Annotated in this window: 22 protein-coding genes; 8 read left to right on the top strand and 14 right to left on the bottom strand. The window is 65.2% G+C overall.

Annotation, left to right across the window (positions count from 1 at the left end; genetic code table 11):
* The first annotated feature begins 2 nt into the window (after window positions 1-2).
* From BO39_RS33595 to BO39_RS11780, 3 genes are read left to right on the top strand one after another with little or no spacing between them, the layout of a single operon-like run.
* The gene (locus tag BO39_RS33595; protein ID WP_043833452.1) at window positions 3-392 is read left to right on the top strand and encodes a RidA family protein; all 390 of its coding nucleotides are present in this window, start codon (window positions 3-5) and stop codon (window positions 390-392) included.
* Complete coding sequence (locus tag BO39_RS11785) at window positions 389-1,369, top strand: Bug family tripartite tricarboxylate transporter substrate binding protein (protein ID WP_052401975.1); 981 nt, start codon at window positions 389-391, stop codon at window positions 1,367-1,369. Before BO39_RS33595 ends, BO39_RS11785 begins: the two co-directional genes overlap by 4 nt.
* A 41-nt stretch (window positions 1,370-1,410) precedes the next feature.
* Entirely contained in the window at window positions 1,411-2,130 is a 720-nt protein-coding gene (locus BO39_RS11780) for a GntR family transcriptional regulator (RefSeq protein ID WP_052401974.1), read from the top strand.
* A gap of 130 nt (window positions 2,131-2,260) precedes the next feature.
* Here BO39_RS11780 and BO39_RS11775 read toward each other — a convergent pair whose 3' ends face one another.
* Entirely contained in the window at window positions 2,261-3,169 is a 909-nt protein-coding gene (locus tag BO39_RS11775; RefSeq protein WP_043833250.1) for a LysR family transcriptional regulator, read from the bottom strand.
* 89 nt (window positions 3,170-3,258) lie between these two features.
* Here BO39_RS11775 and BO39_RS11770 point away from each other — a divergent pair, with 89 nt between their 5' ends.
* Window positions 3,259-3,702 (top strand): PACE efflux transporter, encoded by a 444-nt coding sequence (locus BO39_RS11770; RefSeq protein WP_043833248.1) that lies wholly within the window; start codon window positions 3,259-3,261, stop codon window positions 3,700-3,702.
* Window positions 3,703-3,793: 91 nt separating this feature from the next.
* Here the strand turns inward: BO39_RS11770 and pdxR are convergent, their stop codons facing one another.
* The gene (gene pdxR / locus BO39_RS11765) at window positions 3,794-5,266 is read right to left on the bottom strand and encodes a MocR-like pyridoxine biosynthesis transcription factor PdxR (RefSeq protein ID WP_052401973.1); all 1,473 of its coding nucleotides are present in this window, start codon (window positions 5,264-5,266) and stop codon (window positions 3,794-3,796) included.
* Window positions 5,267-5,357: 91 nt separating this feature from the next.
* Here pdxR and BO39_RS11760 point away from each other — a divergent pair, with 91 nt between their 5' ends.
* Window positions 5,358-5,981: an FMN-binding negative transcriptional regulator gene (locus BO39_RS11760; protein WP_043833246.1), complete on the top strand. Its 624-nt coding sequence runs from the start codon at window positions 5,358-5,360 to the stop codon at window positions 5,979-5,981.
* A 29-nt stretch (window positions 5,982-6,010) separates the two neighbouring features.
* Window positions 6,011-6,661, top strand: a complete 651-nt coding sequence (locus tag BO39_RS11755) for a LysE family translocator (protein WP_043833245.1) — start codon at window positions 6,011-6,013, stop codon at window positions 6,659-6,661.
* Window positions 6,662-7,049: 388 nt separating this feature from the next.
* On the opposite strand, the gene rpoD is transcribed toward BO39_RS11755, so the two are convergent.
* Window positions 7,050-8,966: an RNA polymerase sigma factor RpoD gene (rpoD, locus tag BO39_RS11750; protein WP_043833444.1), complete on the bottom strand. Its 1,917-nt coding sequence runs from the start codon at window positions 8,964-8,966 to the stop codon at window positions 7,050-7,052.
* Between the two features lie 313 nt (window positions 8,967-9,279).
* The gene (locus BO39_RS32575; RefSeq protein WP_156963658.1) at window positions 9,280-9,603 is read right to left on the bottom strand and encodes a hypothetical protein; all 324 of its coding nucleotides are present in this window, start codon (window positions 9,601-9,603) and stop codon (window positions 9,280-9,282) included.
* A 147-nt stretch (window positions 9,604-9,750) separates the two neighbouring features.
* Between BO39_RS32575 and BO39_RS11745 the strand changes: the two genes are divergently transcribed.
* Window positions 9,751-10,983 carry an MFS transporter gene (locus tag BO39_RS11745; RefSeq protein WP_043833243.1) on the top strand — a complete coding sequence of 411 codons (1,233 nt, stop codon included), beginning with the start codon at window positions 9,751-9,753 and terminating at the stop codon, window positions 10,981-10,983.
* 209 nt (window positions 10,984-11,192) lie between these two features.
* Here the strand turns inward: BO39_RS11745 and BO39_RS11740 are convergent, their stop codons facing one another.
* From BO39_RS11740 to BO39_RS11720, 5 genes are all read right to left on the bottom strand, one after another.
* On the bottom strand, window positions 11,193-12,815 hold the full coding sequence (locus BO39_RS11740) for an amidase (protein ID WP_052401971.1): 1,623 nt from the start codon (window positions 12,813-12,815) through the stop codon (window positions 11,193-11,195).
* A gap of 46 nt (window positions 12,816-12,861) precedes the next feature.
* Complete coding sequence (locus BO39_RS11735; protein WP_043833241.1) at window positions 12,862-13,836, bottom strand: Bug family tripartite tricarboxylate transporter substrate binding protein; 975 nt, start codon at window positions 13,834-13,836, stop codon at window positions 12,862-12,864.
* A 112-nt stretch (window positions 13,837-13,948) separates the two neighbouring features.
* The gene (locus tag BO39_RS11730) at window positions 13,949-14,158 is read right to left on the bottom strand and encodes a type 2 periplasmic-binding domain-containing protein (RefSeq protein ID WP_043833240.1); all 210 of its coding nucleotides are present in this window, start codon (window positions 14,156-14,158) and stop codon (window positions 13,949-13,951) included.
* A 21-nt stretch (window positions 14,159-14,179) separates the two neighbouring features.
* Window positions 14,180-14,809: a DUF2270 domain-containing protein gene (locus BO39_RS11725; protein WP_245615118.1), complete on the bottom strand. Its 630-nt coding sequence runs from the start codon at window positions 14,807-14,809 to the stop codon at window positions 14,180-14,182.
* A gap of 269 nt (window positions 14,810-15,078) precedes the next feature.
* On the bottom strand, window positions 15,079-16,953 hold the full coding sequence (locus BO39_RS11720) for an ATP-binding cassette domain-containing protein (protein ID WP_084698052.1): 1,875 nt from the start codon (window positions 16,951-16,953) through the stop codon (window positions 15,079-15,081).
* A gap of 359 nt (window positions 16,954-17,312) precedes the next feature.
* On the opposite strand from BO39_RS11720, the gene BO39_RS29865 reads away from it, so the two are divergent.
* Window positions 17,313-17,909, top strand: a complete 597-nt coding sequence (locus tag BO39_RS29865) for a DUF2383 domain-containing protein (RefSeq protein WP_052401968.1) — start codon at window positions 17,313-17,315, stop codon at window positions 17,907-17,909.
* 57 nt (window positions 17,910-17,966) lie between these two features.
* On the opposite strand, the gene BO39_RS11710 is transcribed toward BO39_RS29865, so the two are convergent.
* The 5 genes from BO39_RS11710 to BO39_RS11695 form a co-directional block, all read right to left on the bottom strand.
* On the bottom strand, window positions 17,967-18,251 hold the full coding sequence (locus tag BO39_RS11710) for a hypothetical protein (RefSeq protein ID WP_043833237.1): 285 nt from the start codon (window positions 18,249-18,251) through the stop codon (window positions 17,967-17,969).
* Between the two features lie 1,363 nt (window positions 18,252-19,614).
* The gene (locus BO39_RS11705; protein ID WP_043833235.1) at window positions 19,615-20,619 is read right to left on the bottom strand and encodes a sensor histidine kinase; all 1,005 of its coding nucleotides are present in this window, start codon (window positions 20,617-20,619) and stop codon (window positions 19,615-19,617) included.
* Window positions 20,620-20,892: 273 nt separating this feature from the next.
* Window positions 20,893-21,972 (bottom strand): PAS domain-containing protein, encoded by a 1,080-nt coding sequence (locus BO39_RS31020; RefSeq protein WP_084698050.1) that lies wholly within the window; start codon window positions 21,970-21,972, stop codon window positions 20,893-20,895.
* 572 nt (window positions 21,973-22,544) lie between these two features.
* Window positions 22,545-23,042 (bottom strand): hypothetical protein, encoded by a 498-nt coding sequence (locus BO39_RS11700; protein ID WP_043833232.1) that lies wholly within the window; start codon window positions 23,040-23,042, stop codon window positions 22,545-22,547.
* A 121-nt stretch (window positions 23,043-23,163) separates the two neighbouring features.
* Window positions 23,164-24,084, bottom strand: a complete 921-nt coding sequence (locus BO39_RS11695) for a LysR family transcriptional regulator (protein ID WP_043833229.1) — start codon at window positions 24,082-24,084, stop codon at window positions 23,164-23,166.
* Window positions 24,085-24,089 lie beyond the last annotated feature (5 nt).

The raw sequence follows: 24,089 nt of genomic DNA, 5'->3' as shown, positions 1-24,089 counted from the left end.
GCGTGCAGGTCGTCACTGCGCCTGACCTACCGCCGCCCGCCGGGCACTACGCCCACGCGGTGCGCGCGAGCGGGCTGCTGTTCATCTCGGGCTTGCTAGGCGTCCGGCCGGAGGAGCCCGAAGACCGGCTGCTGGGTGCAGGCGCCCAGGCTGCCGCCGTGCTGCGCCGCCTGGACCGGGTGCTGGCGACGGCAGGGTTGGAAGGCCACCACGTCGCGCGCCTCGGCGTCTACGTCACCGACGTCGCCCACTGGGCGCCGGTGAACGCTGCCTGCGCCGCGTTTTTCGGCCCCCATCGCCCCGCACGAACCATCCTGACCTGCCCCGGCCTGCATCACGCCTCCCTCGTCGAGATCGACGCCGTCGCCGCCTTCCCGGAGCCCTCCCCATGATCCTGAGCCGCCGTGCCATACTGGCCGCCCCGATGATCCTGCCCGCCGCGGCACAGGCCCAGGCCGCCTACCCCAACCGGGCCATCCGCCTCGTGGTGCCCTTCGCGCCGGGCGGCCCATCCGACACCCTGGCGCGCACCTTCGCCGAGCGCCTCTCGGCCATCCTCGGCCAGCCGATGCCGGTCGAGAACCGCTCCGGCGCGGGCAGCACGGTCGGCAGCGATGCCGTCGCGAAGGCGGCGCCGGACGGCTACACGCTGCTGTTCAACAACATCAGCCAGGCGACCAACCCGGCCTTCTTCGCCCGCCTGCCCTTCGACCCGCTGAAGGATTTCGCGCCCGTCGGGTTGCTGGCCGAGAGCCCGGTGGTGCTGCTCGGCGCGCCGAACCTGCCGGTGAGCGACCTGCGGGCTTTCCTGGCCCTCGTTCGCGACCACCCGGGCCGCTACGACTACGGCAGCGCCGGGAACGGCACAGCGGCCCACCTGGCCGTGGCCAAGCTCCTCTCCTCGGCAGGCCTCTCCATGAACCACGTCCCCTACCGCGGGGTAGCGCCTGCCACGAACGACCTGATGGCTGGGACCATCGCCCTGGTCGGAGATACGGCTACCACAGGCCTCGGCCAAGCGCGGGGCGGTACCCTCAAGGGCCTGGCCGTCACCTCCGCACAACGACTGTCCCAGGCCTCGGAGATCCCGACCGTCGCCGAGAGCGGCTTCCCAGGTCTGGCCGACTACACCATGGCCTCCTGGAATGTGCTGCTTGCCCCCGCACGCACCTCTGAGCCGGTGGTCGCGCGGCTGAACGAGGCCGTGCGGCAGGCGAAGGCCGACCCGACCTTCCGCACGCGGCTGAAAGCCCTGGGCAACACGCCCATGGACGACGCGGCGCCCTCGGCCATTGCAAACTTCCTGGAAGCCGAGCAGGCGCGCTGGGGCGAGGTGCTGCGGGCCGCTGGTATCCGGCCTGACGGATAGCCCGACTTGCCGGGCGCCTCTGCCTGCCCGAAATCGGAAAGATGACGAATCGCGCCAAGACCACGGACGACCCCCTTCCAACCATCGGTCCCGCGCGGGTGGTGGACGAGACAGTGGCCGCCCTGCGGCAGGCGATCCTCTCAGGTGATCTGCGGCCGGGCCAGAAACTCTCTGTTCCGGCTCTCGCCCTTCGCATGGGCATCTCCCGCTCCCCCGTGCGAGAGGCCGTGCTCGCCCTGACCGCAGAGGGGCTAGCCGTGGAGAGCCGACGTCGCGGCGTCGTCGTGACCGAGCTTGGCCTCAAGGAGACGGATGCCATCCACGAGGCGCGCGGCCCCCTGGAAGGCTTCGCGACGCGGCTCGCGGCAGAGCGAGGCCCCGCCGATCTCGGCGAGCGGCTGGATGCCATCCTTGCCGAGCAGGCCGAGGCTGTGGCGGCGGGTGACGAGGATAAATACTTCCGCACGAACGCCGCCTTCCACAGTGCGATCGCCGCGGCCTGCGACAATGCCGAGATTTACCGCCTTCTCGTCTCGCTGGAGGGGCGGATGGCCCTAGCGCTCCGGCAGGTTGCCGCTCGCCCTGGACACCGGGAAAGTGGCATCGAGGAGCACCGCAAGGTCGTCGCAGCCATTAAGGCGCGCGATGGAAGCGGCGCGGAAGCCGCCATGCGCGCGCACCTCGCCGCAACCCGTCAGCGGGTGGTGAGCACGCTGCACCCAGACGACCGAATGACCGTAGGGTCGGGCGCCGCCGAGTAGAGTTATCGTTCTACGGCCGCCTCCTCGCGTTTTGGCCGAGAAGAAACCTTCCGCTTCCGAGATCGTAGCGCGTGAGAGCGGACATCGATGCTCTGACGGATGCCGCTGCGGCCCATCGAAAATCTCTGCCTCAACTTGCCCGGCCACCTCCTGATAGGCTGCCGACCCGCTCTGCTGCGAAGCGCTCGCGCAGCCACGTCGCGGCCGGGCCGCAGGGCCGCTGCTTGTGCCAGACCAGCTCCAGCGCCACGGGCCAGTCGCCCTTGTCGAACTGCAGGTCTGGCGTGACGAGGTCCGGCGCGGCGGGGGAAGAGGCGATGACGTGGTCGGAGACGAACGCCCAGCCGATCCCGTGCTTCACCATCTCCAGGATGACCCAGTGGCTCTCCACCCACCAGACCTCGGCAGCTACCCGCAGGCGCCGCTTCTCCGGCCCGTCGCTGCGTGCAGCCACGAGGATCTGGCGGTGCCGCTTCAGCTCCTCCCACGCAACCCTTTCCTTCGCCAGCGGGTGATCGCGCCCGCAGACGAGCTTGAGAGGCACCCAGCCGATGGTCTGGAAGCCCAGTTCCGTCGGCAAACCCTCCTGGCGCCACATGACGCCCAGGTCGGCCGTGCCGGACTGCACCATGCGGCTGACATCCTCCATCAGCGGGAAGAGCAGCTCCAGTTCTACGAAGGGGAAGTGCCGGGCGAACTCGGCGAACAGGGCGCCCAGTGCGTGCTCGGGGTAGAGTTCGTCGATGGCGATCACCAGCCGGTTCTCCACCCGCTGCTCCAGGCTGCTTGCCACCCCGATGAGGTGCTCGCGCCGGTCGAGCACCACGCGCGCCTCCAGTAGGAGGCGCTCCCCTGCCGGGGTGAGCACCGGGTTCCGACCCGCTCGACTGAACAGTTCCAAGCCGAGGTCCGTCTCGAGGTTCGCCACCTGGGTGCTGACGGCCGATTGCGCCTTTCGCAGCGCACGGGCGGCACCGGAGAAGGACCCGGCCTCGGAAGCCGCCACGAAGGCCTGAAGCTGTTCGAGCGTGACGGCCATCTATCTGTTTCCTAGATACCTTCCAACTTGCTGGCCTGAGTATCGCAGATAGAAAGCGGCCCATCACCCAGGCATTTCGGGGCAAGACCATGCGCAGCACACGCGACCGTATCCGCCACGCCATCCTGTTCGAGGTAATCGGCCTCGCCCTCATCATCCCGCTCGGGACGCTGCTGTTCGGGCTACCCGCTTCCGACATGGGCGTGATCGGCGTCGGCAGCGCCTTCGCCGCGACGGCCTGGAACTATGTCTACAATCTCGGCTTCGACCACGCGATGCAGCGTCTGGCCGGACATACCCGCAAGAGCCTTCCCTTGAGGGTGGCTCACGCCGTGCTGTTCGAGGCGGGGCTGCTCGTTATCCTGCTTCCGCCCATTGCCTGGTACTTGGGCATGAGCCTTGTCCAGGCTTTCATTATGGATGTCGCGATCGCGGCCTTCTACGTGGCCTACGCGTTCGTCTTCAACTTCGCCTACGACCAGACGTTCCCGCTACAAAGCTGGGATAAGGTCGCTGTGGAGCCATTCCGCTGAGAATGCACGTGACTCGTGCCCAAGGGGCACGGGCGACTGTAGGCAGAACGGCTATTTTGGGAGGCGGCAGGCACCAAAGAGATCGCTCGTATCATCGTCCGACCTCGCCTCTACGGCGGACGGTATCCATTACCTCCGCAAGGATCTGGACGCCCCGGATGATGCTGCGCGCATCGAGGCTGGCGTAGCCAACGACCAGCCCTGCCGCATCGGGCCGGTCCGCCGCCGATCCCGGGGCGTAGAGAGGCGTGACGGGGTACACGCCGAGGCCCGCCGCGTGCGCCCTGACAGTCAGGTTTTCCTCCTGGTGTCTCGGCACGCTGTTCAGCCAGACGACCACATGCAGCCCGGCCTCGACGCCGACTACCGTCACCGCATCACCCAGCGTGGCCGAAAGCGCGGCGAGCAGCGCCATCCGACGTTCGGCGTTCCTGCGGCGGACACGACGGACATGCCGCTCGTACGCGCCGCTCTCGATCAGCTCGGCGAGGGCTTCCTGCTCAAGGCCCGGAGCGTGCCGGTCGGCCAGCCGCTTGGCCTTGGCAAATGGCTCCGACAGCGCCTTCGGGACGACGAGGTAGCCAAGCCGTAGGGTCGGGGAGAGCGTCTTGGAGACAGTGCCGAGATAGATGACCCGCCCGGCACCATCCAGAGCCTGGAGGGGCGGTATCGGCGCGATGTCGAAGCGATACTCGCTGTCGTAGTCGTCCTCGATGACATGGGCGCCCGTGCGTCGCGCCCAAGCCAGGAGTTCACGGCGCCTGCCCGCCGACAGGACCCCGCCGAGCGGGAACTGGTGGGAGGGCGTGACATAGGCCAGCGATGCGTCGGGCAGGCTGTCCGTCCGCATGCCCTCCCCGTCGACGGTGACGGGAGCCACCTGCGCCCCGGCGGCGAGGAAGACCTGGCGCGCGAGGGTGTAGCCAGGGTTCTCCATCACGGCCCGGTCCTCCGGGTCGAGCAGCAGCCGCGCGCACAGGTCGAGGCCCTGCTGCGAGCCGTTCACCACGATGACCTGCTCCGGCTCGCAGCGCAGGCCGCGCGCCCGCCATAGGTAGCCCTGCAAGGCGGTTCGCAGGCGGAGTGAGCCGCAGGGATCATCGTAACGCAGGCGTGGCTGTCGGCGCAGGATGACGCCCGTGACTGCCTTCCTCCACGCAAGCGTTGGGAAGTCCGCTGCGGACAGGTCACCATAGCGGAAGTCGGCCACCAGCGAGGGGGCGGAGGCGACGGAGGGCAGCGGGAACTCGGCCAGTCGCCGCCCGAAAGCCGAAAGCTGGCCGGTCATCGTCGTGGAGGCGGAGCGGGTCGGTTGGGGGGAAGAGGGGCCAAGGCCCCGCGCCACCTGAGCCCGGGCGCCCTGGCGTGTCTCGACGTAGCCTTCCGCGATGAGTTGCTCATAGGCGGCGGTCACCGTCGTCCGCGAGATCCCCCATTCAGCGGCGAGCGCCCGGGTCGAGGGCAGCTTGTCGCCAGGCCCGAGCAGCCCGGAGGCGATCCTGGTCTTGATGGTGTCGCAGATCCGCTGGGTGACCCGGGCCTGCGCAGCGTCATCCGATGCCATCCAAAACTGGCCCTCTGCACTTGGCAGAAACTGGCCGTTCCTTGTGGGCCAGGGCTGATGCATCGTCCAGTCCGGTCAAGGAGCCCAGCCGATGTACGTCCCGCCCGCCTTCCGCGAGGAAGACCTCCCCGCCCTGCACGGGACGATGCGGGACGCGCGGCTCGCGAACCTCGCCACGGCCACGGCCGAGGGCCTGATTGCCACGCCGCTGCCACTCTTCCTGGCACCTGACGAAGGCCCGTACGGCACGCTCTACGGCCACATGGCGCGCGCGAACCCGCAGTGGAAGCTGCCGCCCGTGGGTGACGCCATGGCGCTGTTCATGGGGCCGGACGCCTATGTCAGCCCCGCCTGGTACCCGTCCATGAAGGAGCACGGGAAGGTGGTGCCGACCTGGAACTACGTCGCCATCCACGCCTACGGCCAAGTGGAATTCTTCGAAGACGCCGACCGCCTGCTCGACGTGGTCACACGGCTGACGAACCTGCACGAAGGCCCCCGTGCCGAGCCCTGGGCCGTGACCGATGCCCCAGAGGGCTTCATCTGGGCGCAGCTCAAGGGGATCGTGGGCCTGCGCCTGCCCATTACACGTCTCGAGGGCAAGCGGAAGATGAGCCAGAACCGCATCGCCGAGGACCGGGCAGGCGTTGCCGCCGGGCTCGCCGCGAGTGACCGGCCCTCCGACCGGGTCGCTGCGGCTCTGATCCCGACCTGACCCTTGCAGCCCTCGCCAAGGTTCCTCCCGTGCCAGATCTGACCCAGCTCGCCCTCTACGTCGCCGCCGCCCTGCTGCTCGCAGTCACACCGGGCCCAGGCATCTTCTACGTCGCGGCGCGCACGCTCGCTGGCGGTCGTGCGGAGGGTATCGCGTCCAGCTTTGGTACCGGGCTTGGCGGCATGGTCCATGTGCTCGCGGGAAGCCTGGGCGTCTCCGCCATCGTGCTCGCGAGCGCGGAACTCTTCACTGCGCTGAAGCTGGCCGGTGCCGCCTACCTCGTCTGGATCGGGTTCCGCACCGTCCAGGCCGCTCGCCGGGATGCCTCGGCGGCCCTGGCCGGGGAAGTCGTGGCGCCGCCGATCGGGCCGCGCCGCGCATTCCGAGAGGGCGTGCTGGTCGAGGCGTTGAACCCCAAGACCGCAGCCTTCTTCCTCGCTTTCGTCCCGCAGTTCGTGGATCCGGCCGCCGGAGCCGTCGCCCCACAGTTCATGGTGCTCGGCATCATCTCGGTCGTGCTCAACACCCTTGTGGATGTTGTGGTCGCCTTCGCGGCGAGCGGCATCCGGGGCGGTGCCCGCGCGCGTCCCGTGCTGATCCGGCGCCTCCGGGCGGGTTCAGGAGCCGCGATGGTCGCCCTGGGTGCCGGACTGGCGCTGGCGAAGCGCCCCACCGGCTGAACGCGTCGTCTCAGCAAGGCCCGACTTGTGTCTGCTCCTGCCTGGACTGGCTTCCTACCACCAGCAGAAAGGTCCGCTTACGGGATGTCAGGAGAGACCCAATCGGTGACCGACATGGGCGCGAAGCTGCCGCTCCTGCCAGCCCTCATCGGGATGTAGTTCGGCGGCTGGCTTTGCCTGAGCGCGCAGCCCGAGATCTTCCGCCGCGGCTTCTTCATCCCACTCCTTCTCGGCAGCGAACCGATCTGACGGGGGCTGGCATGACCGGCCGCCGTGCCCTGGCTCTTACCCGCGCAACGGTGCTGAGCTTGGCCGCTCCCCTCCATGCTTGAGCAGACAAGGCCTCCACGCTCGCAACGCCGTTCGACACTCCCTTCAGCCACGCGCCTCAGACACCGTCCAGGAAGCTGCGGAGCTGCTTGGACCGGGTTGGGTGTTGCAACTTCTTCAGCGCCTTGGCCTCGATCTGGCGAATGCGCTCGCGGGTGACATTGAACTGCTGGCCGACCTCCTCCAGCGTGTGGTCGGAGTTCACGCCGATCCCGAAGCGCATCCGCAGCACACGTTCCTCACGGGGGCTCAGCTCGGATAGGGCGCGGGTCGCGGCATCCCGCAGGCCCGCATGCACCGCCACATCCAGCGGCATAACAGCGTTGTCGTCCCGGATGAAGTCGCCGAGGTGACTGTCCTCCTCGTCACTGATCGGCGTCTCGAGGCTGATCGGCTCCCGGGCGATCTTCTGCGCCTTGACGACCTTGTCTACCGGCAGGCCCATCTTGGCGGCCAACTCCGCGGGCGTCGGCTCCCGCCCGAGTTCGTGCATCATCTGCCGCGACGTGCGGTTTAGCTTGTTTACCGTCTCCGTCATGTGCACCGGCACGCGGATGGTCCGAGCCTGATCGGCAATGCTCCGTGTCACCGCTTGGCGGATCCACCAGGTGGCGTAGGTCGAGAACTTAAAGCCGCGACGGTACTCGAACTTATCCACCGCCTTCATCAGGCCGATATTGCCCTCCTGAACCAAGTCGAGCAGCTGCAGGCCGCGGTTGGTGTACTTCTTGGCGATCGAGATCACGAGGCGCAGGTTCGCCTCCGTCATCTCCTTCTTGGCCCGGTTCATGTCGCGCTCACCTCGCGCCACAACCGCCTGGACGCGCCGGAACTCGTCAACGGGCATCCCCGCCTCGGCGGCGAGTGCCAGGATCGCCGAACGGGCGCTCTCGGCCTCCTCCGCATATCGGGTGGCCAGTGCCATCCACCCTCTCCCCTTGCGGTTCGCAAGGCCGGGGATGAAGTCGGGCGACGAGCCTGCGGCGCGGTAGGCCGTCAGGAAGTCATCGCGCTTCACACCAGCTCCCTCGGCGACGCGCAGCAGCTGTCCCTCGGCAGCGGTCAGCCGCTTGTTGAGGTCGCGCATGCGGTCGACGAGTTCGGTAATACGGTTCGCATGCAGGTGCAGCTTGCCGACGAGCGCCACAAGTTCGCTGCGCAGTCGGGCATGGTCCGCCTCTTCGCCGTGCGACAGGGATCCGCCATCGGCGTAGGCGGCCATCCGGCGCAGCTGGAGGCCTCTCATCCCGTTATGGGCTGCTTCGATCGCGGCAAAGGAGGCCAGGGCCTCGGGCTTGACCTCCTGCTCCAGGACGGAAGGGGAGGTCGTCGCGGACTGCCCCTCCGCCTCGTCCCGCTCTTCGTCGCCCTCGCCATCATCGACCGGTCCCTCTCCAGCGCCCGCGGTCGCCTCAAGGTCAAGTACGTCGCGCAGGAGCATGCGCTCCTCGCAGACGGCGGTCGCCCAACCGAGGATCGCGTCGAGCACCAAGGGGGCCTCACAGAGCCCCCCAATCATCATGGCGCGCCCGGTCTCGATGCGCTTGGCGATCGCGATCTCGCCCTCACGGGTCAGCAGCATCTTCTCACCCATGTCGCGCAGGTACATGCGGACCGGGTCGGCGCTGACGCCCGCCTCGGCCTTGATGTTGCCGCTGGCGTCCTCGTCCTCCTCCGCAGCTGCCCCCGGCTTGCCGGGAACCCCGACATTGACGCCGTCGGCTTCGTCGGCGTCGTCCTGGTCGGACACCTCGACACCGAGATACGTCAGAACACGCAAGGCATCCTCGATGCGATCGGACGAGATCTGTTCACTTGGCAGAGCGGCTTCAACCTCGGCGTGGGTGACGTGGCCACGGCTCCGGGCGATCTCTGCGAGCTGCCGCAGGGCACGTCCTTCGGCTTCGGGCAGCGCGGCAAGCAGGGCCTCCTCACGCTCGTCCAACACCAGCTCGCCTGCGCCTGTCACTGCCATTTCGAACTCCACCAAGAAGACGCACGACGTCGCGCGCTCGGCCGTGAGGCGTCGCGCGGAGGCGCACATCTGCAACCTGTGTGCGCTAATTTCTAGGCCGGATGCGTGAAGCTTCCCGCCTCCACCGCATTGCCGCCCTGCATCCTCGGCGCTTGCGGTACTACAAGGGAGCACTGCCGATCGGGCCTCCCAGGATCCGCGAGGCTGCTTTCAGTGAACCGCGGATCATGGCCGACACCCTTGAGCCCCCTTAATTAGCTCCCGGCGTGCAGAAATAGCCGATGAGCGGCTTCAGAGTTCGGAACGCTGGTAGTCAGCGCTCCTCTGCAACAGGCAAGACTATGGTGCAGCGCAGGCCAGCCGCCTGAAGCTCATAGCTGGTCTCGGCCCCCAGTTGATGGGGCAAGGCCTGCTCGATCAACTCACGTCCATAGCCTCGCCTAATCGGACGTGCGTTAAATCCCAAGAATACCGGCACGCCAGTTTCTTCCCAGTCGATCCTGAGTTGCCGCGCACCGTTCGGCTTCTCTCGCAGACGCCAGGCTGCCTGAAGCCGACCTTCCGGCTGGGAAAGGGCACCATACTTCAGGGCGTTGGTAGCAAGTTCGTGCAAGCCTAAAACGAGTGTCTGCACCATGGACGAGCGCAGGCGCACGCCAAGTGGCCCGTCCAGCCTCACCTGCGGTCCGCTCGCGCAGCTATCTCGGCCGTGTCAAGTTTGGCCGAGTGAGGGCAGTCTGGTGCCGCTGCAAGTACGGCGATGCCAATACGAGGAAGCAAGTCGGTGTTAAAGGAAAGCGTAACGGACTCCACTTATGCCTGGCGGCGCCTGATCGCGGCAGTGCTTCTGGCCACCATCGGCGGCATCGGCCTCTGGTCCATTGTAGTTGCGCTTCCTGCCATCCAGGCCGACTTCGGTGTGGCCCGGGCTGACGCTTCGCTGCCCTATACCCTTACCATGCTCGGCTTCATGGTCGGCGGGGTAGCCATGGGCAGGCTGGCGGACCGCTTCGGCGTGGTCCTGCCGGTTGTCATCGGCACGCTCGGATTGGGTGTCGGCTACATCGCCACGGCCTTTGTTGCCGACCTGTGGCAGTTCGGGGTGCTTTACGCGCTGTTTGTCGGCGGGCTAGGCAGCTCCGCGGTGTTCGGACCGCTGGTAGCGGACACCTCCTTCTGGTTCACCCGGCGCCGAGGCATTGCCGTGGCGCTCTGTGCGAGCGGCAACTACTTCGCCGGTGCCATCTGGCCACCTATCCTCCAGCACTTCATCGCAGCTTACGGCTGGCGCGCGACGCATGTCGGCATCGGCCTGTTCTGCGTGGTCACCATGCTGCCACTGGCACTCGCCCTGAGACGGCCGCGGCCGATGCAAGCTAGCGAAGCCAATGTGCAGGCTACGAATGGTCTGGCCCAGCTAGGCCTTTCACCAAATGCGCTCCAGTGCCTCCTCATGCTGGCTGGTGTCGCCTGCTGCGTCGCGATGGCCATGCCTCAGGTGCACATCGTAGCATATTGCGCCGATCTTGGTTACGGGCTCGCGCGCGGGGCGGAGATGCTCTCCCTTATGCTCGGCTTCGGCGTCGTCAGCCGCCTGATCTCCGGTGCAATCACCGACCGGGTCGGAGCACCCGTCATGCTGCTACTCGGGTCGGGTCTGCAGGCGATTGCTCTGGCGCTGTTCCTGCAGTTCGACAGCCTTGGCGCCCTCTACATCCTCTCGGCGATCTTTGGCCTTTTCCAGGGTGGTATCGTGCCGAGCTATGCAGTCATGGTCAGGCAGTTCTTCCCGTCGGCGGAGGCCGGGCTGCGGGTGAGCCTCGTACTGTCCGCGACCCTCGCGGGCATGGGGCTGGGCGGTTGGCTGTCGGGTTTGATTTTCGACGCGACGCTCAGTTACCAGCTGGCGCTGGTGAATGGCATCGCCTGGAACGCCCTTAACCTCACCATTGCTGCCTGGATCGTTATCCGGCTGCGTACCCGGCCAGCACCTGCGGGAAGGCACCTAAGAGCCTAAACCAGCTTCCACGGCTCCCAACCCAACAAGACGCGATGGCGGGATTGATGCGGCACTTTTGCGCTTGAGCCGAGCGTAAAGGGTGCACGCGCACGCGTTCACCCTTTACGCGTTCGGAACCCTCTTCCGTGTGCCGCTTCCCCGGCTTGGAGTGCTTCTCGGCGTCCACTCCTATCCGATCGCGAGGCGGCAGCTGATCTCCTGAAGCGTCAGCCGAGCTGGTACGCCGGTTCCTGCGCCAGCGGCATCGGAATCTGGAGCCGCTCCACCATGGCCTGCACGTATGGCGCCGCCGAGCAAAGGTGCTGGAAGGCGCGGTCCGGCAGGTCCAGCCCGGCGGCGCGCGCGACCCCGCGCAGGGCATCCTCCTGGTTCGCCGAGAGCAACGACGGCTCAGGATCGGGCACCGACGGGGTGACTCGCGGCGGAGCATGCGGATCGAGACATGGCCGAACCGAGCGCCAGTCTGTCGCACCCTCGAAGGCGTGCGCCACCCGCAGGACCGTCGCCTCGTCAAAGGGGCGGCCTGCTACCTGCATCGACAGGGGAAGACCCTGATGGAAGCCGATGCACTGCGCCAAGGCCGGGCCGGTCGGGATGTTGAAGGGCGTCACCAGTGAGGTCGTCTTTCGCCAGAACTGCAACGGCCTGTAGGCGTCCAGGCGTGGCGCAAGACTCGGCGCAGCGGTGACCAGGACGTCAAAGCGCTCGTAGAGCCGGTCGAACTCCTCCATCATCATCCGTCGGAGGCGCTGCGCCTGTACGTAGTCCGCCCCGCGGAAGAGGATGGCGGGCAGGATGCGCGCCAGGAAGTCCTCGCCGAAGTCGCTGGGCCGTTCGCGGAGCGCCTGGGCATGGACGGCATGGATCTCGCTCTCGCCGATGACGATCTTCACATCGTTGTAGGCGGTTGAGGGTCGAATGCGGACCTCCTCGAGTTGGGCGCCGAGCTGGCGCAGGACGCCGAACGCCTCCTCGAGCGCCCTCACTGTGGCAGGAGCCGCCCCGCCTTCCTCCTCGTACAGGTGCCGCAGCACGCCCACGCGTAGCCCGCGGATGTCGCCCGTCAGGGCAGCGCGATAATCAGGCGGAGAGATCGCTGCGCTCGCCGGGTCGCGCGGGTCGTGTCCGGCCATGGTCTGGAGGGCGATGGCGCAGTCCTCCACCGTCCAGGTCAGCGGCCCGACATGGTCGAGGCTGAAGGAGTTCGGCATCACCCCGCGCCTGCTGACGAGACCCGAGGTCGGCTTCAGGCCGACCAACCCGCAGAACCCTGCCGGGTTCCGGATGGACCCGCCCGTGTCGCTGCCGATCGCGAACGGCATGAGACCCGCCGCGACGGCGGCGCCGGAGCCGGAGGAGGAGCCGCCGGTGAAGTGTTCGGGGTTCCAGGGATTGTGTGCGGGCGGCCAGGCTAGGTCGAAAGAGGGGCCGCCATGCGCCCCCTCATGCGTCGTGAGCTTGCCAAGCAGGATGGCCCCGGCAGCGCGCAGCCGGGCCGTGACATGGGCGTCCTCCGCCGCCATGCGGTCGGCATAGACACGGGACTGCCCTGTGGTTGGCAGCCCGGCCGCGTCCACGACGTCCTTCAGGCCGTAGGGAATGCCGTGCAGCGGGCCCTGGGGACCGCCTGACAGGATCTCTCCCTCGGCGCGCCGTGCCTCCTCTAGCGCGGCCTCAAAGGTCGGGCGCAGGTAGGCGTGCAATTGCGGCTCCAGCGCCTCCGCCCGCGCGATCAGCGCCGTCACCAGCTCGACGGGCGACAGGGAACGCTGGGCAATCAGCCGCCCAGCCTCCGCGACGGTGAGGAAGGCGAGTTCGTCGGTGCTCATGATACCTGCCTCCGGAGAACGTGCAGCGCGCAAAGCGAAGATCGGGTCAGTTCTGGGTGATGCCTGCCGCCTTGATCAGGGCGGCCCACTTGTCGCGCTCCGACAGCACGAAGGCACGAAATGCCTCCGGGGTGTCCGCCTTCTGCTGGGCGCCCTGCTGGAGGAGCGCCTGCTGGGTCGCGGGCTCGGACAGCGCCCGGATCAGGGAGGCGTTCAGCCGGGCGACGATCGGTCCGGGTGTGCCGGACGGTGCGAAGAGACCGTACCACCCCTCAACCGCATAGCCGGGAAGCCCGGACTCGGCGATCGGCTTCAGGCCGGGCAGCAGCGGCGAAGGATAAGGGGCCGTCACCGCCAGCGCGCGTAGCCGCCCACCCTGGACGTGGGGCAGGCAGGTGGCGATGGAGTCGAACATCACCGGCACACGCCCGCTGAGCAGGTCTGGATAGGCGGCGGCGCTGCCGTTGTAAGGCACGTGCACCATGTCCACGCCTGCGAGATTCTTGAACAGCTCGCCCGAGAGGTGGATCGTGCCGCCTGCGCCGCCCGAGGCGTAGGAAAGGTCCTGGCGCTTCGCGAGGGCGATCAGGTCCGGGACACTCCGCACCGGCAGGTCCGGATGAACGACCAGCACATTCGTCACGGACGCGACGTGCACGACGGGCGTGAAGTCCCGGATCGGGTCGAAGCGCAGGTTGCTGTAGAGGCTCGGGTTGACGGCATTGGTGCTCGCCGCCCCGAGGAGGAGCGTGTAGCCGTCCGCCGTGGCACGCGCAGCGACCTCGGTCCCAATATTGCCGCCCGCCCCGGCGCGGTTCTCGACCACCACTGGCTGGCCAAACTGGTCAGTAAGCTTCTGCGCGACGAGGCGGGCGAGGATGTCGGTGGTGCTGCCCGGGCCAAAGGGGGCGATCAGGCGGATAGGCCGCGAGGGATAGGCATCCTCCTGCGCCTGGGAAGCGCGAGAGAAGGACAGGAGGGCAGCCGTGCCGAGAAGGCCGCGACGGAACAAGGTTCTCATGGGAACACTCCTGCTGGACGTGAAATCGCGTAGCGCTTCCCCGCCGAATACCTACTCGCTTCATCCGATCCCATCCAACCGCGATCCTATTGTCATCCACGCCCCGAGAACCTCAGAAAATGACCGAGAAGGGACCGCATGAAGGGCGGTTGGCGATCGTCGTCCGGGCCACGATCTTCAACGAACGGCGGACCCAGGCCTCCGCTAACTCGAATGCGGCGCAACCCGTTAAAGCGTTGAGGCTTTGGTAGATGCTGTGGGGCACGATGGCTAACCCCACGTTGCTGGCACCGAACTGCAGCAGCACCTGGAAGCTGTCCACATGAATGCTTCAAGGCCTCTATCAGACGTGTACGTCTCCATGCCCGAGTTCACCCGACAGATCCCGAGGAGCGAAGGTAAGAAGAGCCAGCCAAGCGTAAAAGGCCAGCACTGCCGCAAGTACAATCCAGCCTGGGATCGGACCCAGCGATAGATTCTGAATGATGCCTGGAACAGGCTTGGCGGGATCTATCGGAACCTCCTCCTGCAGGAGCCGCGAGGACGAGATTTTGAGTACCCAGGCTGCGAGCAGTACCATAAACATCGGGAAGTAGTTTCGACGAAGCCTGCGAGTCATTGCCGTCTTCCGCGAGATTAGAAAACGCGGTTCACGCAAATCTGTCCCGATGCGCCACGCCCACTCGGCTTCCGCATCCGCGCGGGGCGCAAAGACCTGTGCATAGTAGTTCCGCTCCAGAAGTCGAACTCTGGTCCTGTAGAAATCGAAGAACCGGTAACGCCGCGCTTCAATGGAGAGTAGAAGAAGCACCAAGAGCATAGCGAAAAGGAGCACGCCGTGGTGAGCGTTTGGCGTCGAGAGCGACACGGAGAGCATTCCCGCCACCACTGTAACGGCCCAGTTGGTGGTCATATCGATGCGCGCCCGCCACCCCGCCATCCGGCCGATCTCGGCTCGGTGGAAGTGAGCCACGACAGTGATCAGTTCTCCTGGTGCCGAAGGGAGTGGGGGGCTGAAAGGGCGCTCCCCACTGTGAATCGGCTCCCCTTGCATGCCGTTCATTGCTGCCTCCCTGCTACCCCGAAGCCTTACGTATTCTAGGATATCCCACGCGAGTAAACGGCTCTGCCCCATGGTTTGGTGGAGAAGTCGACAGCCGCCATCACACCAATCGCCATTATGTCCAACGCAATCCGCTGACCCGCTTCTGCAGCCGCAAGCAGTGCCACCCCTCCCGTTGATCAGGCGCTTTCCCAATCGGGGGTCGACCTTGTCGGATGAGCAGCTGCCTGCTCACCGCCCGCCAAGCTGGACAGAGCTACCTCCTCCTGTGCATGCCATAGGGCAGCATACCGCCCACCTAGGGTGAGCAGTGTGTCGTGGCTACCCCGTTCAACAATCCGGCCATCCTCCATTACCGCGATCTCGTCGGCATTCCGCACGGTGGATAGTCGATGAGCGATGACGAGGGTGGTCACCTCGCTTGCGGCAGCCTCCAGGGCCGATTGGATGTCCCGCTCTGTCCGAGTATCGAGTGAAGCCGTAGCTTCGTCGAGAATGAGCAGGCGTGGCCGCCTCAGAACGGCTCGGGCGATGGCTACGCGCTGCTTCTCCCCGCCAGATAGGCGAAGCCCTCGCTCCCCGACCACCGTGTCCCATCCGTCCGGTAGCGCTTCCACCAGGACCGACAATCCTGCTACGCGCGCGGCTTCCAGCAGTGCGGCTTCAGGAGCGTCGGGCCAAGCAAAGATAACGTTGGCGCGCAGCGTGTCGTGAAGGAGCACGGTGTCCTGCGGTACCACGGCGACTGCCGAGCGAAGTGCAGCGAGGGAAAGATCAGAGATGGGCATCTTGTCCAGCCGTAGAGTGCCACTATCCGGACGGTATAAACCGCACATCAGCCGGGCCAGCGTTGACTTGCCCGACCCTGATCGCCCCACCACCGCCAGTGTCTGCCCTGCTGGGATTGCTAGGCTGATGCCGTGTAGTACTGGACGCCGAGGATCGTAGCCAAACTGCAGATCCTGGATTGCGAGTGCCACCGGCCCCTGGCCAGCGAGAGTTTGCGTGCCGGGAGACAGCGCCGTTTCCCCTGGCTCTGCCATCAGTTCGCGCAGGCGGGCGGTCAGATCGAGGCCCTGGACCACCTCTCGCGCCATCTGACCCAAACGCTCAACCGGGCCAACAACTTGGAGGACGTACGCATTCACCAGTACGAAGCCACCTGGTGACATACGGCCTGCCGCAACCTCGCCAGCCGCCAACAGGAGCATAGTACCAAGAGCAAGGGTGAAGATGGCCGACAGCAGCAAACCGTTGATTGCCACTATTCGGTTATAGAAGTCCCAAGCGGCGCCGCCACGCGCAAAGGCTCCTCCAATCTTCTCCTCAACGAAAGCCTCGCGCGTAAAAAGCTTTACGGTTTCCTGGCTAACCAGTGCATCGGAGGCAACACCCTGTGCCTCGGCATCCGCTCTGGCGGCCGTCCGGAAACTTCCACGCTGGCCAAGAATACCGCGGTGGAAGACCAAGCCATAGGTCAGCACGAAAGCCAGCAGCACCCCGAGGATGGATGTTGGAATGGAGGCACTGAGGAGTACGGCACCTACCGTACCCACCTCCACCACAAAGGGCAGCGCCGTGAAAACTGCGGCGTCGAGCATGCGCCGCCAGCCGCGTACACCGTCAGTGACGGTACGGGCGAGTTCCCCGGCCCGCCGGTCAAGATGTACGGCGTGCGGTAGCGCGAGAGCATGAGCATATGCCTTGCGGTAGAGGTCCCGCTCAAAGCCGCGCGCCACCGCCCCGTATGCGAGGGAGACGCCCTGCCGCAGGGCACGGGAGAGCCCTGCCATGGCGGCGTAGGCAGTGACCGCCACCAGGGCGGCGGGCAGATTGCCCGCCGTCAAGCGATCGACACCAGTGGTCAGCGCCAGGGGCGCCAGTCCCTGAATTCCTGCTCCGAGTGCGACGAGGCTGGAGACGAAAAGCAGGCGGCGCCGCTGCGCGGGGGAGAGGGCATCCCAGAGCCCTCTGCGGAACTCGCCAACCATCCCGCGCAGGCGGTGACGCCGTAGCTCATGCAATGCTGGTGGTGAGTACATGCCCGAGAACATGGCCCTTCACTGGGCATCTTCGAGGTTCGTTCCTATGCGAATCAGTGTCGAACTAGCTGCCTACCGAAGGTGGCCGCAACAGGCTCATCGTCGCTGCCCTGCGCAATGGCAAGGGCGAGATGCAGGAACCCGCCGACTTCGCTTCGGCCACCGGAGGGGGGCAGCAATACGTTCAGCAGGGAGCGGGTGGCACTGGGCAGCCTTGGTGCCAGTACCGACGATCGTCGGCGCAAGGGTCGCACCGCCGTCTTCCTCTAGCGCGGCCGCCAAGCTTGGCGGCCGTGACCGGCGCTGGGCTGTGCATTGGCGGGACAGGTCACCAAGTGAGCACTCCTGCAACCGCCCGGAGCCCAGCACCTATGTCCGACACTGAAACCGGCACAAAAGGCGTCGACCTCCCCGCGCTGCAGGCAGATCTCGCCGATTTGCTACAGCTCGAGAACGACGCGTTGCCCATGTACGCCATGGCAATCTCGGCCTTGCGTGATCAGGCGCTGCGGGAAAAGCTTCAGACCTTTCGAGAGGATCATCGGCGGCACGCCCGTGATTTGACAGCCCTTATCCGCGAGCTCGGCGGCGTGCCGCCCGTGATGCCACACCTGCCAACGGGGCTGCTCAAGCTCGGGGTCCAAATGGCCGGGCTACCCGGTGGTGACCAGACCATCCTGCTCGGCTTCGTTTCGAACGAGTGGCAGTCGCGCGAGAAGTATGCCCGCTACGCGGCCAAGTCCTATCCGCCAGCCATGAAGGCACTCATCAGTGGCCACGCCGCGGACGAGGCGAGGCACTATGAGTGGGCCTGCGGCGCCCTGCGCGATCTGGGATGCGGCGAGCAAACGATCGCGGGGCAGGCAACCCAGGCCTTTGCGCGGGTGCACGGCTCCGTTGCTGACGTCTTGGAAGGGATCGGACGCGCAGCAAATGAGGCCGTGCTCCGAATGACCCGGAGGAGCTAGTCGGCAGACCACGATCCGTTTCGACGTCGCTGCAAATAGAAGCGAGCGGCCCTTCCGCTAGCCGGTCTGGATCTTCCTCGCGTTTGCCCGGACGCGGCGGCGAGCTGGTGCCATGGCCAGCTTGGCGACCGTTTCCGGCGAAGCCCCGCGCATGGCAGCGGCGCCTGCTTTCATAGCACCTTCAGCGAACGCCCTCTGCTTCTCGGCTCCGAGAGAGATCAAGCGGGTGCCTGCCTTGGCGGGATCGGCCCAAAGCTGCGCGCTGTGCATCGCGAAGACCCATCCGGCCTCGGCGAGCCAGGCGTAGGGGGCAAAGGGGTTTATCGTGTTCTTGCGAGCCATACGCTTCATTTTAGGCAAACGAGCGTCGCGGGACGAAGGCGCTTTGACTGAGGCTGATCCGCATCCGTCGGGAGGGTCACGGAGAAGTAGTCATTTAAAGTGCGTGCGTTTCAAGACGCTGTGCCACCCACCAGTATGCTGTAACCCAGCTGCTCCTCCGCCAAGCGTGCAGGACGGATGTTCGGAACCACAGCCCTTACCCAGGTCCTCGATCCCTAAGGGAAGGGAAAGGAGACCTACGTTGTTGCTCGACCGGTCCCCATTGGCATCCGCTATTGTCGGGCCACCGGCGGCGCCGATCCGCTCGAGGTCAAAAGAGGCCCAGTTACCGAGACCAGCCTTCGCTAGGCCTGCACGGCGAGCGGCTCGTACCGCTGGGTCATCGAGGGAGCGGAGTGCACTCTTGATGGCGTCCGCGATCAGGAGGGTAGAATCCCGACCCCGGCCAGCCCAGAGATCGACGTAGACGACCTTGGCTCCACGGGTGCGGAGCTCGTCGCCAAGGTCGTTCTTGGCAAAGGTTGTCTTGCCCGTGCGCCACGGCGCGGTAAAGAACAGCCCGGAGGTGCGATCGAACGGGCCAATGCCCAGGAGGGCGTCTGCGTAGCCCCGCGCCAGCGCCGGGCGCCGATGGATAAAGAACTGAACACCAGACGATCCCACGTGGCTTTACCCCGGATTATTCCTGCAAAAGTAAATTATGGTCGCGTGAATAAAAGTGAATAAAGATGACCACTCCCTATGCTCCGCGTTGCGGAGCAGGACTCCTCAACAAGTGGTCACTGTAATGGCCGTCCGATGGTTGTTGTCCAGGGGCGTGCTCCTGGTGTTTCTCTGGTCCGCTAATGCTGACGCGCAGTCCACTGGAGGCACCTGCTCCAATCGAGTGCTCGTCCGCTATGTCTATGCCGTGCTGCTTAACCCGGGCAGTTACGAATACCGCGCTTACATCCGAAATGTTACCCACGACACGCTTGGCTGGACCTTGTCAGTGGGCTCGTTCCCCAACGTCGTCAGCACAACGCCCGACGACCTGATGCGCGGAGTCCTGGCACCCCATGCGGGTGGAACCGTGCGCATCGGCAGAGGCTCTACCGCCATCAGCCTAGATACGGTCGAGGTGCTCTACGATCGCACAGGCGGAGCAAAGCCCTTCATTAGTTTACACTCCTGCTCGGTACGCCCCCGTTAGCCGATGGCAGATGGCAGATGGCAGATGGCAGATGTGATAGGCACGACGTCTCGTCATACGCGGCGGGAGAGAAGCACGAGTGGGTGTTAAGCTTGGTTCCGCCCTCCTCACGTTGCCCTATCTACTGGGATCCTCCTACCCATCGTGCGGCCATCCCTGCCTGCAAAATCATCAGGCGGCGAGGCGAGCTCTGCTCATCCGCAGGGTGGCAACCATGCCGCTGCTCAGCCACTCGAACGAAATGGCGCCGCCTAGCTGCCCTGAGATGCTTCGAGCCACCAACTTGCTTCCGTAACCCATTCCCCCGTTGGGCGCCGTGACGGGTGGACCACCCTGCTCCTCCCAGACGAGCACAACCTCATCGTCACGGACCGTGCACCGCACGTCTAATGTGCCACTAGGCGTCGAGAGCGCGCCGTACTTGACCGAGTTCGTCGCCAGTTCGTGGACTACCAGAGCCAGGGTAGATGCCGTGATCCCACCGACCTGTACCTCAGTCACGCTGACCCGGACACGTGAGTTGGGAGCCACCTCGCCGCCATAGGGCGCCAGCAGTATCCAGAGAAGGTCACCTAGCAGGGCGGGTTTCTCCCGCATCTCGCCAGGTGAGGGCCGAACAAGGTCGTGGGCACGACCGAGCGAAGTCAGCCGCTGTGTCAGATCGTGTGCCATCTCTTGAGTGGTGGTCGCCGAGCGCGCTGCGATGGCGGTAAGGGCCGAAGCAATAGAGAATAGATTTTTGACCCGGTGGCTCATCTCACCGGCTAGCATCTCGCGCGCCTCTTCGGCCTTCTTGCGCCCGGTGACATCCAGGAAAACGCCGAACATGATCCGGTCAACAATGCCGACATCAGCGCCCTGGCCGCGGGCGGAAATCCACCTGATTTCGCCATCCTGTCTAATTCGGAAGTCAATCTCGTAGGCGCCTGCCTGGGCGCGGGTTTCCTGAAAGGCCGTCCTGACCCGCTCGAGGTCAGCTGGGTGAATGCGGCCAGATAACTCTTCGAACGTGACCACGCCTTCCTTCTGAACACACCACAGGGCACGGGCACGTTCATCTAGCGCTATCTCGTCGGTGTCGACGTTCCACGACCACAGGGCGATCCCAGCAGCGTTGGTGGCAATTCGCAGGCGCTCGGCATCCCAGACCAGGGCGCTCGATCCTTCCCAAGACACGGTGCCGGATCCTCCAGGTGCGTCGAATCGATGCAATCGAATGCACGGTTCCGCGCAAGCCTATGGCATATTAGTTTAGAGGAGTGAAACTCGCGTGGTGCTTGCTGAACCTCAGCCAAGAGGTGGGTAGTTTTGTTGTCGGTAAACTAGATCCTGATGCAGGACCTTACAGCACTGGTTTTCAGGTCCGGAAAGGAGGCAGGCGACCCATCCATTCAGATAGCCGTGCAGGTTGGCGGGGAACCTAGGTAATCCGCATCTTTCCCAACGGCTTCACGATCCCCTACTAGCCACCGCGCCAAGCGGCATGTCTATCTGGCAGCGCAGGCCAGTCGGCTCAAAACTGAGCTGCGCCCGTGCCTGCAATTCGTGGGACAATCCCCGCTCGATGAGGCGCGACCCGAACCCGCGGCTCTGTGGCTGTTCCGGAACCGGTGGTCCATCGACCTCGACCCAGTAGATGATCAACCGCTCCCCGATCGGGTCCGACTGTACACTCCACCGGAGCCGGACGTGACCCCCTGGCACCGAAAGCGCACCATGCGCTACCGCGTTTGCTGCCAGTTCATGCAGTGCCAAACCTATCGCCACGGCCGCGTTGGGACGCAGCAAGACTTCTGGTCCCTGCACGTCCAACCGAGTGACAACCGCATCGGTAAGGGCCGTCACCTGGGCCGCCGCAAGATCGCATAACGGTACGTCCGCCCACTGTCGTCGCCCCAAAAGTCTATGCGCGCGAACAAGGGCGCTCAGGCGCCTCCTGAAAGCGATTTTGAACTCGGACGCCGTCTCTGCCCCCGGTGCGGTCTGGGCTGCAACAGCCTCGACGGTGGTCAGAGTATTATAGACCCGGTGGTTGACCTCAGCAGCCAGGAGCGCTCGCTGCTCTTCAGCACGCCTCGTCAGAGTCACATCGCGTTGCGTAGCCACCCACTGGGTCACACGGCCATCTTGCACGACAGGCGTGATCAACCACTCGACAATGTACTCGCTGCCATCCTTGCGATAGTTGACGGCCTCACCTTGAAAACGCTGTCCTGACCTCAATGCCACTCTCAGTTCGTGGAGGACAGCAGGATTTGTTTTCGGCCCTTGGAGAAAGCGGGGGCTTCGGCCCAAAACTTCTTCAGAAGTATATCCTGTCATCCGGCAAAAAGCGGGATTTACATATTCGATGGTGGGACCCGGCGCATCGAGTTCCGCGCCAGTGATGACAACTGCCTCGCCAATGGCCTCGATGGCAGTGCGCAGCAGAGCGGCCTCGCTGTCGGAGAAGCTCGGTGGTACGGAAGTGGTACCCTGGACGTGGACGTGACCTGTGGGCTGGTCTTCGTCACTTGCTGCAGGGGTCATCAGGGTTCAGCGCGCTCCGCCTCAGGCCGTCGCGGCACCGGGAAAACTCCAACAACGGGCGCCATTTTGCGGTTTCCGGAAAGCTGCATCACTTTAGACGCCTGATATCAAAACGCTGAGTAAGGCAACCGAACCCCTCTCCAATAGTTGATCAAACAATTCTTCCCGCCCCCAAAACCGATCCGCCTTCTATCTCACCCCGACAGTTTGTGCTTCAGCGCCGAACCGGAACCCCTCCGGGAACTGGCCACAAGGCACTTATCTCTCAATAAATCTCGGCTGGAGGATGGGGTCTCGATTGCCGCCAATCGGGACCCCATCCTCACGGGAGCTTTTCTGGGTGAATCAGGAACATGGGCTGAGTTTGGGTGGGGTCCGGGTTCAGCGCTTTTCTACAGGCGTTTAATACACCGGTGACGTTGCCTCCCTGCTCGAGACCATCGCTCCTCCCTGTTGCCCGGCGCAGCAGATGGTTGCTGTTTTAAGGTCAAGCATAATGCTCGACGGTCTGAACCCGGCAAATCAAGGAACGCTAAGTCGGCAGCTGTCCGGGGTTAGGGAAGGCGCCTGTGTTACTCAGCGACGGGTCCGCGCTGGCACTGGCCGGTGAGCGTGCGTGACTGCTCGTCGTCTAGCGTGCGGCCACCCTCTGGGTTGGCTACGGTGAAAACCGTGCTCAGTCTTGCCGCGAGCGTCTCCTTGTCGACAGCCATCCTGAATGAATAGGCGGCCTCCCCGGTTTGGGTATCGGGGAGGAACCATTGGACGTCGTAGGCGGCAGGGGTCTCAAAGAACTGGCTTCCAACGCTCACTTGCTGGCCGTTCAACCGGCGTAGCTGCCGCCGATTGAGGGATATGGTCACCGTTGAGCTGCTGTCGGGATCTCGCGGGTCCCGGAAAGTGCAGGCGAGGCCATCCCTGGGCAGCAGCAATTCGCCCAGGGTTTCAGCCGACAGGATAATGGGCGCGGCCTGCTGGACAGGACGCCTAGCCTGGACGACGCGTTCCGTGGAACAGGCGGAACACCCCAGGGCGAGAACGGCGCCCAGAATTTGGTCGGTGCGTATCATATATGAGACATGGTGGGAGACCGTATCTATTCAACGGCAGAGGGCAGACACATCCCGTCTTCCGTTCTTCGTGGCTGACCTCCTCATCTCCTTCGGAAGGCGCGGTCCTTTTAACACTCTCTCAGTTCGGGCTGCGTCCGTGGAAGAGCCCTGCACATTGCCCACGCAGCCATTTGTTCGCCGCGTCCTGATGGAAGCGAGCGTGCCAGTGCAACTTCACCGTGAAGCCTGTGATGGCCATCGGACAGGGGTAAAGTTGTAAGCCGTTCAGCTCAGCAAGCGTCGTCCCGATGTGACGTGGCAGGGTGACGATGAGGTCGGTGGTCGAGAGGATCGCACCGAGGCCGAGAAACCCGGGCAACTCCAGTACCATGCGGCGGGTGATCCGATGGCGCTGAAGGGCATCCTCCTGCAGAGCGTGGCCAGTACCGGAGACGATGCCAACATGGCCTTCGGCAGCGAACTCGCGGAGCGTGAGTTCCGCACCGAGCCGGGGATGCTCACGGTTCGCAAGGCATACCCAATCCTGTTCGTAGAGGGCGAGTTGGTAGAATCCGGCCTCGAGTTCCGGGACGAACCCGAGCGCCAGGTCGACTTCGCCTGACTGGAGACGGTGGCCTGTATCCGGGCCAATCCTGACCACTTCGAGCTGCGCAAGCGGCGCCGCGTCGCGGAGCTTGGCAAGGATGCGCGGTAGCAGAGTGATGTGGCTCGCATCGGTCATGCAGATGCGGAACTGCCGTCGTGTCGTCCACGGCGTGAATGCCGGTTCCGGTGCCGATACCTGGCGCAAGGCCTCCAGGGCGGCGCGCGCTGGACCGGCGAGAGCCTCCGCCCGCGGAGTGGGAAGCATCCCCTCCGCTGTCCGCACGAACAGGGGATCATTAAGGGAGCGGCGGAGGCGACCGAGCCAGATGCTGATGGTTGGCTGGCTCTGGCCGAGCTGCTCCGCGGCGCGGGTGACGCTGCCGCCTTGGTAGAGAAGCAGGAACAGGCGAAGCAGCTTCGCGTCCAGTAGTGGCTCGAGTTCGCCCTCTGCCATACCTG

Source organism: Roseomonas aerilata DSM 19363, assembly GCF_000711725.1.
GTDB classification, from domain to species: Bacteria; Pseudomonadota; Alphaproteobacteria; order Acetobacterales; family Acetobacteraceae; genus Roseomonas; species Roseomonas aerilata.
Note: the sequence above shows the minus strand (reverse complement) of the source record. Positions and strands in the feature narration are given on the sequence as shown.